Origin of the sequence: Meinhardsimonia xiamenensis, from assembly GCF_900102905.1 — a bacterium.
In the GTDB taxonomy this organism is placed as follows: domain Bacteria; phylum Pseudomonadota; class Alphaproteobacteria; order Rhodobacterales; family Rhodobacteraceae; genus Meinhardsimonia; species Meinhardsimonia xiamenensis.
Map to the genome: position 1 here is coordinate 497,549 of NZ_FNFV01000001.1, position 15,250 is coordinate 512,798.

Below are 15,250 nucleotides of genomic sequence, written 5' to 3' on the forward strand. Positions count from 1 at the left end.
CCGCGGCTTTCTGTCTTCCATGCGGTCCGGGCGCAGACAGATTGGAGGCCGCAGTGGCGGGACGTGTCGACATTCTCAACGGGCCAAACCTCAACCTCCTCGGCAAGCGCGAGCCGCATCTCTACGGCAGCGAAACGCTCGCCGATGTGGAAAAGAGCTGCCAGGCACTCGCCGGCGAGCTTGGCCTCGCCATCCGCTTTCTGCAGTCCAACGCCGAACATCAGCTCGTGGACTGGATCCAGCGCGCCCGTGAGGAGGCGGACGCCATCATCATCAACCCGGCCGCCTACAGCCATACCTCTGTGGCGATCCTCGATGCCCTCAAGGCCTTCGACGGCCCGGTGATCGAGGTGCACATCTCCAACATCCACCAGCGCGAATCCTTTCGCCACCACTCCTATGTGTCGCTACGCGCCGATGGCGTGATCGCTGGCTGCGGCACGCAAGGCTACCACCTCGCGCTCATGCGCGTTGCCAGGCTGCTGACGAGCGCCGGCTGAAGAGCGCGCCCTTTTCCCATCATCCTGGTGGAAATACCCTCGGGGGGTCCGGGGGGCAGACAGCCCCCCGGTCCCGCCCTCGCGGCACGGCGGACGGGCTGGCATCTTTCATCTCCGCCCCCCATGATGAAGGCTGCCGGCAGGGCGAGATGCGGCGAGAGGTGACATGGGGCGGAAGGCGATGGGCGCATGAGCACACCCGGCGCAGTCGAGCTTGACGCCCTCGCGCTCGGCTCGGGGCTTCTGGGCGGGCTGGCGCTGTTTCTCTTCGGCATGGATGTGCTGACCCGCGCCATGCGCCAGCTTGCCGGCGATGCGCTGCGGGCCTGGCTGGCACGGATGACGGCCAATCGCTTCGTCGGCCTCGTCGCGGGAGCGGTGCTGACAGCACTGGTGCAGTCCTCCTCGATCACCACCGTGCTGTTGGTCGGCTTTGTCTCGGCCGGGCTGATGAGCACTGCCCAGACCGTGGCGATCATCCTAGGCGCCAATATCGGCACCACGATCACCGCCCAGATCCTTGCCTTCAAGCCCACGGCGCCGGCACTGCCCATGCTGGCGGCGGGTTATTTCGCCGCCCTTGTCGCCCGGCGCGGACGCCCGGCGGAATGGGGGCGGGTGTTCCTCGGGCTCGGCATGCTGTTTCTCGGAATGAACGTGATGAGCGAGGCGGTGGCGCCATTGCGCGACTACCCTTCCTTTCTCGAGGCGATGACGCGACTGGACTCGCCCCTGCCGGCGCTCCTGCTTGGGGCGGGGTTCACGGCGCTTGTGCAATCGTCCTCGGCGACAACGGGCATTCTCATCGTCATGGCCGGTGAAGGGCTGCTCGCGCTTGAGCCCGCCATTGCCATGATCCTCGGCGCCAATGTCGGCACCTGCGTCACCGCCCTCCTCGCCGCCATCGGCAAGCCCCGCGCGGCGGTGCGCACGGCGCTGATCCATACGCTCTTCAACCTTGCCGGAGCGCTTCTGTGGCTGGGGTTCATTCCCGAGCTTGCCGCGGCGGCACGCTGGATGTCGCCGGTGCACCCGGAGCTGACGGGTGCCGCGCGTGCCGCCGCCGAAGTGCCGCGCCAGCTTGCCAATGTGCACACGCTCTTCAACCTCGCCAATGCGGCAATCTTCATCTGGTTCACACCGCAGCTCGCCCGGCTCGTCGAACGCCTCCTTCCCGACCGCCCCGAGCAGTCGGTGCCGGGGGCCGAGCCGCGCCATCTCGACCCGCAGCTTCTCGGCGTGCCGCCCATCGCGCTTGACGCGGTCCGCCGGGAAATCGCCCGACTTGCCGGCATGGTGCGCGCGCTCTTCGCCGAATGCCTGAACGTCGTCATCTCTGGCAGCCCGGATGATCTGGAACGGCTGCATGTGATGGACCGGCCGGTGGATCTCCTCCACCGGGCGATCCTCGACTACCTCCGCCGGCTGGGGCAGCGCGACCTCACGCCCGAGCAGGGGGCGGCGCAGCTCTCGCTTGCGCGCATCGCCAACGATCTTGAGCACATCGGCGATCTGATCTCGGTGGGCATGGTGCGCACCGGTCAGAAGCGCATCGAGGAGGAAGTCGTCATCAGTCAGGCCACTGCAGAGCTGATCGGCGGGCTCCACGGCCGCATCCTCGCCGCGTTTGACGAGGTGATCGCCGCGCTCGAGGGCCAGGATATCGACCGCGCCGAAGCGGCACGGCGGATGCGTTCCGATATTGGCGCTCTCGTTGACGAGATCGCGCGCCACGAGGAGTTGCGCCTGAGGGCCGATGCGCCGCGGCGCCTGACGACCTACGCCCGCGAGATCGAGATCACCGAGGCGCTCGATGACATCTTCCGCATTCTCCAGCGTATCGCCCTGACCGAACTTGCGCTGTTCCGCGGCCAGGCGCCCGCTCGGACGCGGCCGGAAGATGAGGAAGAGGAAGCACCAGCGACGGCGCCACCGGCTGGCTGAAGATCAGGGAGGGTCATCCCGCCTTGAGCAGCTCCCGCACCACCTTCGACTTGCCGCGCTTGCGGTCAAGCTTGAGGAGAAGCTCCTTGAGCTCGGGCTCGTCCACCGCTTCGGCTGCCTCGGCCAGCGAGAACCAGCGCCGCTGCCGCTCCCTGGCTTCCTTCCAGCGTTCGCGCTCGCGCTCCACCAGAAGCGGAAACACCTTCACCCGGCAATCGATCACGCGCTCGCCGTCGAGCCGCTTGCCGTAGTGGTAGCGGCCCAGATCGTCGCGCGCCACGCGGCCCGTGACGCCGGCCTCCTCCTCGGCCTCGATCTCGGCGGCACGCCAGGGCGGCTTGCCGTTCATCGGCCAGCCCTTGGGCAGCACCCAGCGGCCGGTGTCGCGCGAGGTCACCAGAAGCACCTCGAGCGTCCCGTCCTCGCGCCGCCGCAACGGCAGCGCGGCCACTTGTCGTGCCTTTTTTCTGGACACTGCTCTTACGTTATTCGCGCGTGTTTGTCCGAAAACAATAGCTTCTCCGATTCGGCGAATCAACGGTTCCGCCAGAAAACGGGCAAGAGGCCTTGACCTTCCAGTAACTGGAACCATTAGTTCGCCCTTGCTCACGAAAAGGCCGGGCCGCGGGCAGGGAAGCCTGGGCAGAGAAATGGAGGCCGCCATGGCGGGAAGCTGCGATCTGACGCTTCAGGTGGAAGGTATGAGCTGCGCCTCCTGCGTGCGGCGGGTGGAGGCGGCGCTGGAGTCGGTGCCCGGCGTTGCCGATGCCTCCGTGAACCTCGCCACCGAAACCGCCCGCGTCACCCTGAACGGGGCGGTGCCGCCCTCCGCGCTCGTCGAGGCGGTGGAAAAGGCGGGCTATGCGCCGGTGGTCACCGAGGCGGTTCTCGACATCGAGGGCATGAGCTGCGCCTCCTGCGTCCGGCGGGTGGAACAGGCGCTGAAATCGGTGCCGGGGGTGATCGAGGCCAGCGTCAATCTGGCCAACGAGTCCGCCCGTGTGCGCTACCTCGCGGGCACGACGACCCCGGCGGAGATTGCCAAGGCTGCCGCCGCAATCGGATATCCTGCCCACCCGCGCAGAACGGAAGGGGGCGCGGAGTTGGCGCCCGCCGAGGCGCGCCGCGCCGCCGAGATCGAAAGGCTCGGCCGACTCACGCTGCTGGCCGCGGTGCTGGCGGCGCCGGTCTTCGTTCTGGAGATGGGCAGCCATTTCATTCCCGGCATGCACGCGCTCATCGGCGCGACGATCGGGCACCAGACGAGCCGGGTGATCCAGTTCGTTCTGACCACCATTGTGCTCTCAGGTCCGGGACTGCGCTTCTACACCAAGGGCTTTCCCGCCCTCTTCCGGGGTGCGCCCGACATGAACGCGCTCGTCGCGCTTGGCACTTCGGCGGCCTATCTCTTTTCGGTGGTGGCGACCTTCGCCCCGCAACTTCTGCCCGAGGGGACGGCGCAGGTCTACTACGAGGCGGCGGCGGTGATCGTGGTGCTGATCCTCTTCGGCCGCTGGCTCGAGGCGCGCGCCAAGGGGCGCACCGGCGAGGCGATCCGCCGGCTCGTCGGCCTGCAGCCGAAGACGGCGCGGGTGATCCGCGACGGGGCGGCGGTGGAGGTGCCGATCGAGGAGATCGTGCCTGGCGACATCGTCGAGATCCGCCCCGGCGAGCGGGTGCCGGTCGATGGCGAGGTGGTCGAGGGCGCGAGCTTCGTGGACGAGAGCATGATCACCGGCGAGCCCGTGCCGGTGGAAAAGCGCCCCGGCGCGCAGGTCGTTGGCGGCACCGTCAACGGCAGCGGCTCGCTCAGGGTGCGTGCCACGGCGGTGGGGGCCGACAGCGTGCTGGCCCAGATCATCGCCATGGTGGAGGCCGCGCAGGGGGCGAAGCTGCCGGTGCAGGGTCTCGTCGACCGGATCACCGCCTGGTTCGTGCCGGCGGTGATGGCGGTGGCGGCGGTGACGGTGCTCATCTGGCTTGCGGTCGGGCCGGAGCCGGCGCTGGGGCACGCGCTCGTCGCGGGCGTCTCGGTTCTCATAATCGCCTGCCCCTGCGCCATGGGGCTGGCGACGCCGACCTCGATCATGGTCGGGACGGGCCGCGCGGCCGAGCTGGGCGTGCTCTTCCGCAAGGGCGATGCGCTACAGCGGCTCGAGGAGGTGCGCGTGGTCGCCTTCGACAAGACCGGCACGCTCACCCGCGGTCAGCCGGAAATGACGGACTTCGCCGTGGTCGGAGACTTTTCCGAGGCGGAAGTGCTCGCCGCCGTGGCGGCAGTGGAGGCGCGCTCGGAGCATCCCATCGCAAAGGCGATCGTGGCGAAGGCGCGGGCGCGTGATCTGACGCTTGCCGAGCCCGAGGCCTTCGAGGCGATCACGGGCTATGGCGTGTGCGCGCGGGTGGGCGGGCGCGAGGTGCTGGTCGGGGCGGACCGGCTGATGAAGCGCGAGGGCGTCGCGCTGGGCGAGATGGAGGAGCGCCTCGCCGAGCTTGCGCGGCGCGGGCGCACGCCGCTCCTTGCCGCCATCGACGGGCGGATTGCGGCGGTGATCGGTGTTGCCGATCCGGTCAAGCCCGGAACCCCCGCGGCCATCGCTGCCCTGCACGAACAGGGGCTGAAGGTGGCGATGATCACCGGCGACAATGCGGTGACAGCGCGGGCGATTGCCGAGGAGCTTGGCATCGACGCGGTGGTGGCCGAGGTGCTGCCGGCGGGCAAGGTGGAGGCGCTGCGCCGGCTGCGCGGCGAACACGGCCCGCTCGCCTTCGTCGGCGACGGGATCAACGATGCTCCCGCCCTTGCCGAGGCCGATGTGGGCATTGCCATCGGCACCGGCACCGATGTGGCCATCGAGGCGGCCGATGTGGTGCTGATGTCGGGCGATCTGCGCGGCGTGGTCAACGCCTTCGCCATCAGCCGCGCGGTGATGCGCAACATCCGCCAGAACCTGTTCTGGGCCTTCGGCTACAACACCGCACTCATCCCGGTGGCGGCCGGTGTGCTCTACCCGGCGACGGGGATCATGCTCTCGCCCGTTCTGGCGGCCGGGGCGATGGCCATGTCGAGCGTCTTCGTGCTCTCCAACGCGCTCAGGCTGCGCTATTTGAAGCCTGCGCTCTCCGAGGAGCCGGACGCCTCGGCGGGGAAGGCGGAGGCCGGGCTGCGTCCGGCGGCAGCGGAATGACGGAGACACGGGAATGAACATCGGAGACGTGGCCGAACGTTCGGGCCTGCCGGCCAAGACCATCCGCTATTACGAGGACATCGGGCTGATCCGCCCGAAGCGCGATGCCAACGGCTACCGCGCCTTCGACGAGCGCGACCTGCACAAGCTCACCTTCCTCGCCCGTGCCCGCGCGCTCGGCTTCTCCATCGAGGACTGCCGCGCGCTTCTGGCCCTCTACGAGGACGACAGCCGCGCAAGCGCGGACGTCAAGCGCATCGCCGAGCGCCACCTCGCCCAGATCGACGCCAAGATTGCCGACCTTCGGGCCATGCGCGCCACGCTCGCCCATCTCGTCGAAGCCTGCCACGGCGATGACCGGCCCGACTGCCCGATTCTGGAGGATCTGGGGGCTGGGGTGAGGCGCGACGCCTGAGCGCGGCTCAAAGCCCGAGCTCGGACGCATAGGGCGGATTGGCCCCCGCGCGCGAGACGGTGACGGCGGCGGCTCGGATGCCGAGGCCGACTATGCGCTCAAGCGCCTCATCCGTCGCATCGGCCAGCGCTTGCCGCGAGAGCATGCCTTCGCGTTCAAGCCCCGCAAGCACCCCGGCGTTGAAGGTGTCGCCCGCGCCGACCGTATCGACGACTTCCACAGCCTCGGCCGGCACATGCAGCGCGCCACGGCGCGTGAAGGCGCGCGCGCCGGAAGCCCCCTCCGTGATCAGCACGAGTTTCGGCCCGCGCGCCAGGATTGCTCCCGCGAGATCGCTCACCTCGCCCGCGCCTTCGAGCCAGCGCAGATCCTCGTCGGACAGCTTGACGATGTCGGCCACAGCGAGAAGGCGGGCAAGCCGTGCGCGATAGGCGGTTTCGTCAGTGATGAAGCCGGGGCGGATGTTGGGGTCGATCATCGTCAGCCGGCCGTCTTTCGCCGCGCGCAGCATCAGCACTTCATAGGCCGAGCCGCAGGGCTCGGCGACAAGGCTGATGCCGCCGAAGAAGAGCGCTGTGACGCTTGCGGGCAGCTCGGGCAGGTCGCCCTCGCCAAGCATCCGCCCGGCGGTGTTCTCGTCGTAGAAGGCGTAGCTTGCGTGACCGTCTTTGAGCGTGACGAAGGCGAGCGTGGTGGGACGGTCGGAGATGGCGGCGAGGGAGTGATCAACCCCGGCTTCCTCGAGCGCCGCCATCAGCCTCTGGCCAAAGAGATCGCGCGACAGCCCCGAGAAAAAGCCCACCCGCGCGCCAAGCCGGCCGAGCGCGATGGCGGTGTTGAAGACGGCGCCGCCGGGGTAGGGGGCGAAGGCATCCTCCCCCGCCGCCGTCTTGCGCGGCAGCATGTCGATAAGCGCCTCGCCGCAGCACAGGATCATTGTCGCCCCTCCAGTTAGCGCTAACGCCCTTTAACTCCCGGCGCCGACAGAGGCAATCGCCCCGGAATTTGATGCGTGTCAAGGTGAGCTCTCTTCAAACGCGCGAAAGGCTTCCCACATCACAACTGGTCAAGGATTGATGGAAGGAGGTCCAGCCATGGTCGAGAAATCCGAACTCTCAAGCTTCTGGCCCTCGCTCTACGAGCCCTTCCGCAGCTTTGGCGCGCGGCTGGCCGAGTGGCTCACTCCGGCCTCCGAAGCCGCCTCCACCGAAGATGCCTATGTCATCAAGATCGAGCTTCCGGGCGTGGACGAGAAGGATATCGACATCACCGTGGAGAACGGTGTTGTCACGGTGAAGGGCGAGAAGAAGAGCGAGAAGGAGGAAAAGGGCGAGACCTGGTATTTCTCCGAGCGGCAGTACGGCGCCTTCGCTCGCAGCTTCCGCCTGCCTGCCGATGCGGATGAGGCCAAGGTTCAGGCCGAGCTCAAGGATGGCGTGCTGACCATCACCGTGCCGCGTGTTCAGCCCGAGCCGCCGGCCTCGAAGAAGGTCGAGATCAAGAAGGGCTGACGGGCGGCCTGCAAGGTTGAAAGGGGCTGCCGGAGAGATCCGGCGGCCCCTTTTCCCTTCATCCCTCGGGTGGCGTGCCGCGCCACTCCACCACCTCCGAGAGCGGCGCGCGTTCGGTGCGGAAGGCGTTGGCGGGGTGGTCGCGGTCCTCCCGGCCGAAGGAGATGGCGCAGACCACCCAGCGGTCGTCGGGGATGTCGAAATGGCGGTGCAGGAAGGGCGCATAGGGCGCCACCGCCGCCTGGGGGATCGTCGCCACGCCAAGCGCCTCGGCGGCCAGCGTGAAGGCGGTCACATAGCCGCCGCAGTCAAGCACACCATAGGGCCCGAGGGCGGCAGGGGTGGTGATCAGCGCCACATGCGGGGCGCCGAAGAAGCGGAAGTTCTCCAGCATCTGCGCCCGCGCGCCCTCGCGGTCGCCCCGCTCCACGCCCACCGCGCCGTAAAGCTGCCAGCCGCAAACCGAGCGGCGCTCGCGATAGATGCCCTCATAGGCGGTCGGAAAGGGGATGTCGGGCGCTTCGGGCGCGGTCCTCACCGCGCGGATGAGCCCGGCGCGCAGCCGCTCCGTCTCCTCACCCGAGGTCACGATCACCTGCCAGGGCTGGGCGTTGCACCAGGAGGGCACGCGCTGGGCGGCGGCAAGGATCGCCTCGATCGTGCTCCGCGGGATGGGTTCGGGCAGGAAGGCGCGGCAGGAGTGGCGCGCGTGGAGAAGCGCGGCAAGGGTGCGGTAGGCGTCGGAGAGTTCGGTCATTGGTTCTGCGCGATGAGATAGCCGATGGCGCCAGCGATGATGAGTCCCGCTACAACCGCAAACGCGATCTTCCAGGCCGACCAGGGCCGCTCACCCTGCACCCGGCCCGAGCGGCCGTTGACGACGAAGCGGTAGCTCTTGCCGCGATACTTGTAGGCCGCCGTCCAGACCGGCAGCAGGACATGTTTGAAGGTCACGTCGCGGATCGTGGTGTTGATCTCGTGGATGCGCTGGCGGTCGCCGCCGATGTCAAAGCGCACGTCGCGCTCGATCACCCGGTCCATCTTCTCGCGCGCGAGCCGAAACGCCTCGTCGAGCTCCACCGTGTAGGCCTCGGCGCGGAAGCCGGCGAGATACTCGGGCCGGTAGGGCTCGAGCGCGGCCAGATCCCAGGGCTCCAGCGCCTCGGTATACTTGCGTGGCAGGGCACGCGAGGCGAGCACCAGCACATCGTCGAAGAAGCGCGCCACCCGGCCCGACTTGGGCGTCCAGCGGATGCGCTGCTCGCGCACCGTCTGCGTCTTGCCGTTCACGGTGCGGGTGCGGGTGACGTAATAGACGGTGCCGCGCGCGCCGCAGTAGGTGGATTCGGTGTCGGCGTCGAAAGTCCAGAACGGCATGTAGATGCCGGTCATGCGCCGGCCCTTGCGGGCATATTGCTTCAGCCCGTTCGGGGCGAACCAGAGGCTGCCGAGCCATTCGGTCATCGCCGCGCGCGCGGCGCGCTCGTCGAGCGCAAAGGGCAGCACCGCGCGCGGCTTGATGTGGCGCGTGGTGCCGCTGTCGAGCACCACGGGCGTGGCGCAGTAGGGGCATTCGGCGGCGTGGGTGTCGCCGTCGATCTCGATGACCGCGCCGCAGCTCGGGCAGGAGACGGTGCGTATCTCCACCGTCTCCGCCTCGGGCAGCCGCGCCTCGAGCGCGGCGCGAAAGTCAAGCTCGCGGATCGCCTCGATGCGGGCGGAGGGGGCGGCGTCGATGGGCTCTTCATGGCCGCAGTAATCGCAGACGAGGCGGCCCTCGCCGGGGGCAAAGCGCAGATCGCCGCCGCAGGAGGGGCAGGGGAAGTGATGCTCCTCCCCCCTTGCTGCCGTGTCGGCGCCCGCCTTGTCTTCCTCCATGCCCTGCGCCCCCTTGCGCTTCAGCTTTCCGGCCTGAGCATCCGCGTCAAGGTGCCGTCGCGCAGCCAGTACTGATGCCAGATCGCCAGCGCGGCATGGGCAAGCGCCACCAGCATCAGCGCATTGCTCACCGCCTCATGCAGCTCCCCCGCCTCGCGGATGCCGCCGAACCACGCGGCCATTCCCAGCGCAGGAGCCAGAAGCATCAACGCATACAGAAGCCGGTGCCCCCAGATCGCGGCCTGGCGCATCACGGGCGATCCGCTCACCGGCTCCGGCGCGCCTTGCCAGAAGCGCAGCGCGAGGCGGATCACGACAAGGACGAACACGATGATGCCGATCGGCACATGCAGAGGCGTGGCATCGGCGCCTTCGACGAGGCGCGCGCGCAGGGCGCGGCCCATGTCCTCATGGGTGATCCAGCTAGCGACGATCAGAACGGCCGTCAGCCAGTGCAGCGCGATCTGCGCGCGGGAATATCCCTTCATCTCGAAGCTCCGTGATGTGTCGTGTTGCCGAGCCTACTACGCCGCGCACTGCGAATTCCGTCACTCAGTCCTCCGGCGGAGGCGGCGGTGGCATCACGGTGAAGAGCTGGGCCAGCTCGGGCACGTCCTCGGCGCGCTTCCAGCCGTCGAGCCCCTGGGTCCAGACCCAGGTTTCGCGCTTGAGCTCGCCGGCGGTGGCCATGCGGCCCAGGTCGGCGCGCGAGAACGGCCCCTTTGTCTGCCCCTTTTCGGCGATGTGCCAGACATGCTCGACCGGCAGTGGCGGCGGTGGTGGAGCAGCGGCCTGAGCTGCTGCGGCCGGCGCGGGCGTCGCTGCCGGCTGCGCGCCCGGCGCGGCACCCCAAGGCCCGGCCTGCGTCATCTGCGCGCCCATCGCCGCGCCGAGGGCGGCACCCATCCCCGCGCCCATTCCGGCGCCCGCGCCGCCGGGGTTGCGCGCGGCATGGCTCATCGCCTCGGCGGCGGCGTATTGGGTGAACTTGCCAAGATCCCCCACGAGCCCCATCGAGGTGCGCTTGTCGAGCGCCTCCTCCACCGGTTTCGGGAGCGAGATGTTCTCGATGTAGAACTCGGGCATCTCGAGCCCGTATTGCTCGAGCACCGGCGCCACCTCGGCCACGACGAGCTTGCCCAGATCAGCGGTGTTCGCGGCCATGTCGAGAACCGGGATGCCCGACGAGGCGATCACGCGGGAGAATTCCTGCACGATGATGTTGCGGATCTGGAAGCTGATCTCGTCCATCGTGAATTCGCCGTCGGTGCCGACGATCTCGACGAGAAAGCGCGCGGGATTCTTCACCCGGATCGAATAGGTGCCATAGGCGCGAATGCGCGTCGGCCCGAACTCGGGGTCGCGCAGGATGATGGGGTTCTTGGTGCCCCATTTGAGATCGGTGAACCGGGTGGTGTTGACGAAATAGATTTCCGACTTGAACGGCGAGCGAAAGCCATGGTCCCAGTGCTGGAGCTTCGTCAGGATCGGCAGATTGTTGGTCTCGAGCATGTAGAGACCGGGGGTGAAGACATCCGCCAGCTGCCCCTCGTGGACGAACACCGCCGCCTGCCCCTCCCGCACGGTGAGTTTGGCGCCGTACTTGATCTCGTGGCCCTCGCGCTCGAAGCGCCAGACCATGGTGTCGCGAGTGTCGTCCGTCCACTCGATGACGTCGATGAACTCGCCGGTCAGAAAATCGAGAATGCCCATCGGTCTCTCCCTGCTCGGGCTCGGGTCAAATCTGGCTCATGCGGGGCCGCCCATCAGCTCGGCGGCGATGATCTCGGCAACGGGGCGCGCCTCTTCGGGGGTCATGCCGGGGCGCATCCGCGGGTCATAGAGCATCCTCAGCAGAAGCTCGTCATGGGTGGTCAGAAGCGCGAATTCCTCGTCATCGTTGAAGATCGAGGGGCGCGCGTCGGGGCTGTCGTTGGACAGGCCGAGGCCCTGCGCGATTTCCTCGTGGATGCAGGAGCGGCGTAAGAGCGGCGGATGTTCGGCGCGCATGATGGCCACGGCACGGTCGTAGGTGCCGGTGCCGTCCGGGTCCACGGCGAAGACGAGGCAGAAGGTCGAGCGCGGCAGATCCTCGATTGCGCGGATGGCGGCGGGGGAAAGCGAGGGCGCAAGCTCCTTGAGGTGCGGGCCGAGCCTGCGGCGCTCATCCTCGCTGACAACGAGAACATGGAAGTTGGCTCCCTGCGAGACCACCGAGATCGGATGGCCGGTGACGCGGGCGAGGCGGCGGGCATAGGCCGCGATCTCGGCCCGATCGGCCCTGCGCTGCGCGTCGGGCACCGAGGCGCCGAACTCGATGCCGATTCGCACCGGCTTCTCCCACCGGTGCAGGCGACTGCGGGTCTGACGGGCGACCATGAAGCCGCCGACATTCGAGAACTCCTCATAGAGGGCGATGCGGATGAAATCCTCCACGAGCTGGCGCTGGGTGAAGGGGGTGTCGGGGCCGCCGCCATCGGTGCGCAGAAGCCCTTGCGCGACGAGATCGCGCTCCACCCGTGCGTAGTAGTCCGCCAGTTCGCGGCTCAGGGGTGAGGTGTAGGCGGTGGCCGGGGCCGGCTGGGGCCTTGCGGGGGGCGCAACCGGCACCGGCGCCTGCACCTCGCAGGCGGCAAGCGTGAGGCTGGCCAGAAGCGCCGCCCAGGTCCTGCGGCCAAACCCGCCCAAGGCGGCCTCAGCCCTGCACGCTGGTGGCGATCGTGTCGCCGACCCCGTCCCGGCGTGCCTTGGCCGCGGCCAGCGTGTCGCGAAGCTCGGCCTCCATCTTCTTGAGTTCTTCCTCGGCGGCGGCGCGGCGCGCCTTGCCCTCATCGGCGATCCTCAGCGACTCCTCGATGGTGGCGATCAGGGTGGCGTTGGCCTGTTTCACCGCCTCGATGTCGAACACGCCGCGCTCCATCTCCTCGCGCACGACGCGGTTGGCCTGCTGCAGGTTCTCGGCGTTGGCGGTGAGCAGCTCATTGGTCAGGTCGGAGGCCTCGCGCACCGCCGCCGCCGCCTCGGCCGAGCGCTGGATCGTCACCGCCTGGGCGAGCTGCGTCTCCCACAGCGGCACGGTGTTGACGAGGGTGGAGTTGATCTTGGTGACCAGCGACTTGTCGTTCTCCTGCACGAGCCGGATCGAGGGCAGCGACTGCATCGTGACCTGCCGGGTGAGCTTCAGGTCATGCACCCGCCGCTCCAGATCGTCGCGCGCCGCGCGCAGATCGCGCAGCTCCTGGGCGCGCAGCACCTGTTCCTCTTCGGGCGCGGCCTCCACCTCGCGCTCCTTGGCTGGGATGATCGTCTCGTCAAGCTCCTTCAGCTTGGCCTCGCCGGCGGCGATGTAGATGGCAAGCTCGTCGTAGAACTCGAGCGTCTTTTCATAGAGCCGGTCGAGCGCCTTGATGTCCTTGAGAAGCCTGTGTTCGTGCTCGAGCAGGTTGTCGGTGATGCGGTCGATCTGGGCTTGAAGTTCCTCGTAGCGGGCGAGGAACTTGGCAAAGGGGGCCGCACGGCCAAGAAGCCGCTCCCACCAGCTGCGCTTGCGGCGCACATCGAGCTCGTCGACCGAGAAGCCGCGGATGGTGGTGACCATCTCGCGCAGCGCGTCTCCGGCCGGGCCCACATCCTTGTTGCGCACGCCCTGCAGCATTGCCTGGCTGATCTGCTGCAGCTCGGCCTGGGCGCGGCTGCCGAAGCTGACGATGGAGCCGGTGTCGGAAAGGTCGATCTCCTCCATCGCCTTGCGGATCTCCTCCGCGAGCGGCGGTTCGGCGGCCTCGATGGGCACGAGTTCGCCCTTGGGCTCGGGCAGCACCGTGGCGGTGACTTCCTCGAGGTCCTTCAGCGTCGCCTCGGCCTTGGAACGGATCGACTCCGACATGTCCCTGTCTCCTGTCTCGAATTCATCTTTTCTCAACCACGCACCACCCCCTCGCGGGCGAGTCGGTCGCGCAGAACCTCGATCTCGATGTCGAGGTCGGCGCGGTCGTCTTCAAGAAGCGTTGCCGTGCGAGCGGCGAAATTTCTCTCAAGGTCATCCAGAAGCGCAATGAAATCGGCCCGCGCCTGCGCGTCGCGGTTGCGGGCATAGAGATCGGCGAATTTCAACGTCGCGTCGCGCGCGCCCAGAAGGTAGACGCCGAGATAGCGCCGCGCGGCGGTGAGATCGCGCGGGTCGTCCTCCACCGTGCGCATCATGTGCCTTGCGGTGGCCTGAAATCGCTCCACCCGCGCCTCGAGCGCGCGGTCGCCGGTGCGCCTGATCGCCTCGGCCATGGCGGCGAGATGCTTCTCGGCCTCCTGCACAGCGCGCGCCACGCGGTCGGTCTGAAAGAGGTCGATGTCGCCCGCGCCCTTGTCGCGCAGGGGGTCGGGGCCGAAGGCGAGAAGATGCAGCGCCACGCCGAGCACGGCATAGATCGCTGGCGCGGCAAGGCTTGCCCCGGGCGAGAAGCCGGCGAGAGAGAGCCCCGCTCCGGTCAGGACCGCGCCCGCGATCTTGCGCGGGAAGGCGGGGCGGCGGGCGATGCGGCGGGCATCATAGGCGGCATGGGCCTTGACCCCCTCGCGGGTGAGCCAGGCGGCAAGCTCCAGAAGGCCGAAGGCGGCGAGGTCGAGCGCAAGGCCCATCGGTGGCTGGAAGAAGGCGGAGACGAGGATGGCCAGCGGCGCGACGAAGAGCATGTTGAGCCGCGCGCCCATCGGCCTTGGCCGACGGCCATGCCATGGCGGGGCGGCCGGTGCCTCGGGGGCAGGCTCGCCCTTGGGGCTGTAGCGCGCGCCGTAGCGTCGTGCCGCCATCAGCCCGCTCCCTGGATCGCCACATAGAGGATGAGCGCGATGAGCGCTGCGTAGGCGATCTTCTTCAGGGCGGTGGCCGACACGCGCGTCTCCCTGGCGCTCACGGAATCGCGCCCAGATATAGGTGATCGCGCTGCACCGTGCCAGCGCTAACGGCCCGGCCTGCGCTACTCCGCGGCTTGCCGCGCGCGCGCCTGCCGCTCGGCGGCGGCTTGCGCGCGTAGCCCGACTGCACCGCCTCTACCGCGACGAGCACGATCACCGAGAAATAGAAGGTGGTCTTCGACATCGGCAGAAGTTCGTAGCCGAAGATCCGGATCTGCAGCGCCTCGTCATGCATCGCATGCGCCGCCGCCGGCCCCGCCTCGCCCAGAAGCACCACGCCCACGATCAGCAGGATGAAGAGCCCCAGCACCTCGAACATGCGGTTCTTCTCGAGAAAGCGGCTGACGCCGTCGGCAAGCCAGATCATTGCCGCGCCGGAAAGCAGGATCGCGAGCGCCAGAACCGGAAAGACATCGGTGATGGCGATGGCCGAGAGCACCGAGTCGAAGGAGAAGATGAGGTTCATGGTCACGATCATCGCCACCACCCGCGCCGCCGATTTCGCCGGGCGTTTGCCGAGGTCGGTCTCCAGATGGTCGAGCGAGAGCATGTGCGCGATCTCCTTGACCGCGGTGTACATGATGAAGATGCCGCCGATGATGAACACGGCCGTGGCGAAGTTCACGCCGCCCTCGAGCACCCCCTCCCAGCCGAGGATCAGGAACGGCTCGGACAGTGCGCCGATCAGGTGGAGCATGACGAAAAGCAGCACCACCCTGAGCGCCACGGCGAGGATGATGCCCCAGAAGCGCACCGCGCGCTGGTGCGCGGCGGGCGCGCGTTTCGACTCGATCGAGATGTAGAGCAGGTTATCGAAGCCGAGCACCGCCTGCAGGAAGCACAGCATCAGAAGGTTGCCCAGGTTCTGCAGGGTGAGAAGATCGGCCATGGCGTGGTGCCCTC

The 15,250-nt window shown here is 68.2% G+C and carries 15 protein-coding genes; 5 read left to right on the top strand and 10 right to left on the bottom strand.

Annotated elements, in window-relative coordinates; all coding sequences use genetic code 11:
- Positions 1-53: 53 nt before the first annotated feature.
- Positions 54-500, top strand: coding sequence for a type II 3-dehydroquinate dehydratase (gene aroQ, locus BLQ14_RS02395; protein WP_092498338.1), 447 nt, complete (start codon positions 54-56; stop codon positions 498-500).
- Positions 501-689: 189 nt separating this feature from the next.
- Positions 690-2,444 (top strand): Na/Pi cotransporter family protein, encoded by a 1,755-nt coding sequence (locus BLQ14_RS02400; protein ID WP_092497779.1) that lies wholly within the window; start codon positions 690-692, stop codon positions 2,442-2,444.
- 13 nt (positions 2,445-2,457) lie between these two features.
- On the opposite strand, the gene BLQ14_RS02405 is transcribed toward BLQ14_RS02400, so the two are convergent.
- Complete coding sequence (locus BLQ14_RS02405) at positions 2,458-2,895, bottom strand: NUDIX hydrolase (RefSeq protein ID WP_245656862.1); 438 nt, start codon at positions 2,893-2,895, stop codon at positions 2,458-2,460.
- Between the two features lie 211 nt (positions 2,896-3,106).
- On the opposite strand from BLQ14_RS02405, the gene BLQ14_RS02410 reads away from it, so the two are divergent.
- Both BLQ14_RS02410 and cueR read left to right on the top strand, forming a co-directional pair.
- The gene (locus BLQ14_RS02410) at positions 3,107-5,632 is read left to right on the top strand and encodes a heavy metal translocating P-type ATPase (protein ID WP_092498342.1); all 2,526 of its coding nucleotides are present in this window, start codon (positions 3,107-3,109) and stop codon (positions 5,630-5,632) included.
- A gap of 13 nt (positions 5,633-5,645) precedes the next feature.
- Positions 5,646-6,047, top strand: coding sequence for a Cu(I)-responsive transcriptional regulator (cueR, locus tag BLQ14_RS02415; protein WP_092497781.1), 402 nt, complete (start codon positions 5,646-5,648; stop codon positions 6,045-6,047).
- 7 nt (positions 6,048-6,054) lie between these two features.
- On the opposite strand, the gene BLQ14_RS02420 is transcribed toward cueR, so the two are convergent.
- The gene (locus BLQ14_RS02420) at positions 6,055-6,984 is read right to left on the bottom strand and encodes a carbohydrate kinase family protein (protein WP_092497783.1); all 930 of its coding nucleotides are present in this window, start codon (positions 6,982-6,984) and stop codon (positions 6,055-6,057) included.
- A gap of 157 nt (positions 6,985-7,141) precedes the next feature.
- Here BLQ14_RS02420 and BLQ14_RS02425 point away from each other — a divergent pair, with 157 nt between their 5' ends.
- A complete protein-coding gene (locus BLQ14_RS02425) occupies positions 7,142-7,558 on the top strand; it encodes an Hsp20/alpha crystallin family protein (protein ID WP_092497785.1) in 417 nt (138 codons plus the stop codon).
- 58 nt (positions 7,559-7,616) lie between these two features.
- Here the strand turns inward: BLQ14_RS02425 and BLQ14_RS02430 are convergent, their stop codons facing one another.
- From BLQ14_RS02430 to BLQ14_RS02465, 8 genes are all read right to left on the bottom strand, one after another.
- Entirely contained in the window at positions 7,617-8,315 is a 699-nt protein-coding gene (locus BLQ14_RS02430) for a nitroreductase (protein ID WP_092497787.1), read from the bottom strand.
- Positions 8,312-9,436, bottom strand: a complete 1,125-nt coding sequence (locus tag BLQ14_RS02435; RefSeq protein ID WP_092497789.1) for a TFIIB-type zinc finger domain-containing protein — start codon at positions 9,434-9,436, stop codon at positions 8,312-8,314. The genes BLQ14_RS02430 and BLQ14_RS02435 overlap by 4 nt, the downstream gene beginning before the upstream one ends.
- Positions 9,437-9,456: 20 nt before the next feature.
- Complete coding sequence (locus BLQ14_RS02440) at positions 9,457-9,924, bottom strand: cytochrome b (protein WP_092497791.1); 468 nt, start codon at positions 9,922-9,924, stop codon at positions 9,457-9,459.
- A 64-nt stretch (positions 9,925-9,988) separates the two neighbouring features.
- Positions 9,989-11,149, bottom strand: coding sequence for an SPFH domain-containing protein (locus BLQ14_RS02445; protein WP_092497793.1), 1,161 nt, complete (start codon positions 11,147-11,149; stop codon positions 9,989-9,991).
- 36 nt (positions 11,150-11,185) lie between these two features.
- Complete coding sequence (locus tag BLQ14_RS02450; RefSeq protein WP_092497795.1) at positions 11,186-12,124, bottom strand: DUF2927 domain-containing protein; 939 nt, start codon at positions 12,122-12,124, stop codon at positions 11,186-11,188.
- 7 nt (positions 12,125-12,131) lie between these two features.
- The gene (locus tag BLQ14_RS02455; RefSeq protein ID WP_092497797.1) at positions 12,132-13,322 is read right to left on the bottom strand and encodes a toxic anion resistance protein; all 1,191 of its coding nucleotides are present in this window, start codon (positions 13,320-13,322) and stop codon (positions 12,132-12,134) included.
- Positions 13,323-13,354: 32 nt separating this feature from the next.
- A complete protein-coding gene (locus BLQ14_RS02460) occupies positions 13,355-14,242 on the bottom strand; it encodes a 5-bromo-4-chloroindolyl phosphate hydrolysis family protein (RefSeq protein ID WP_092497799.1) in 888 nt (295 codons plus the stop codon).
- A gap of 100 nt (positions 14,243-14,342) precedes the next feature.
- Positions 14,343-15,236 carry a TerC family protein gene (locus tag BLQ14_RS02465; RefSeq protein WP_092497801.1) on the bottom strand — a complete coding sequence of 298 codons (894 nt, stop codon included), beginning with the start codon at positions 15,234-15,236 and terminating at the stop codon, positions 14,343-14,345.
- Between the last annotated feature and the right edge of the window lie 14 nt (positions 15,237-15,250).

Excerpts from the sequence above, each read along its gene's own strand:
- BLQ14_RS02400 (WP_092497779.1), top strand. The coding sequence starts at position 690 with ATGAGCACACCCGGCGCAGTCGAGCTTGACGCCCTCGCGCTCGGCTCG.
- BLQ14_RS02410 (WP_092498342.1), top strand. The coding sequence starts at position 3,107 with ATGGCGGGAAGCTGCGATCTGACGCTTCAGGTGGAAGGTATGAGCTGC.
- cueR (WP_092497781.1), top strand. The coding sequence starts at position 5,646 with ATGAACATCGGAGACGTGGCCGAACGTTCGGGCCTGCCGGCCAAGACC.
- BLQ14_RS02420 (WP_092497783.1), bottom strand. The coding sequence starts at position 6,984 with ATGATCCTGTGCTGCGGCGAGGCGCTTATCGACATGCTGCCGCGCAAG.
- BLQ14_RS02425 (WP_092497785.1), top strand. The coding sequence starts at position 7,142 with ATGGTCGAGAAATCCGAACTCTCAAGCTTCTGGCCCTCGCTCTACGAG.
- BLQ14_RS02430 (WP_092497787.1), bottom strand. The coding sequence starts at position 8,315 with ATGACCGAACTCTCCGACGCCTACCGCACCCTTGCCGCGCTTCTCCAC.
- BLQ14_RS02435 (WP_092497789.1), bottom strand. The coding sequence starts at position 9,436 with ATGGAGGAAGACAAGGCGGGCGCCGACACGGCAGCAAGGGGGGAGGAG.
- BLQ14_RS02440 (WP_092497791.1), bottom strand. The coding sequence starts at position 9,924 with ATGAAGGGATATTCCCGCGCGCAGATCGCGCTGCACTGGCTGACGGCC.
- BLQ14_RS02445 (WP_092497793.1), bottom strand. The coding sequence starts at position 11,149 with ATGGGCATTCTCGATTTTCTGACCGGCGAGTTCATCGACGTCATCGAG.
- BLQ14_RS02455 (WP_092497797.1), bottom strand. The coding sequence starts at position 13,322 with ATGTCGGAGTCGATCCGTTCCAAGGCCGAGGCGACGCTGAAGGACCTC.
- BLQ14_RS02460 (WP_092497799.1), bottom strand. The coding sequence starts at position 14,242 with ATGGCGGCACGACGCTACGGCGCGCGCTACAGCCCCAAGGGCGAGCCT.
- BLQ14_RS02465 (WP_092497801.1), bottom strand. The coding sequence starts at position 15,236 with ATGGCCGATCTTCTCACCCTGCAGAACCTGGGCAACCTTCTGATGCTG.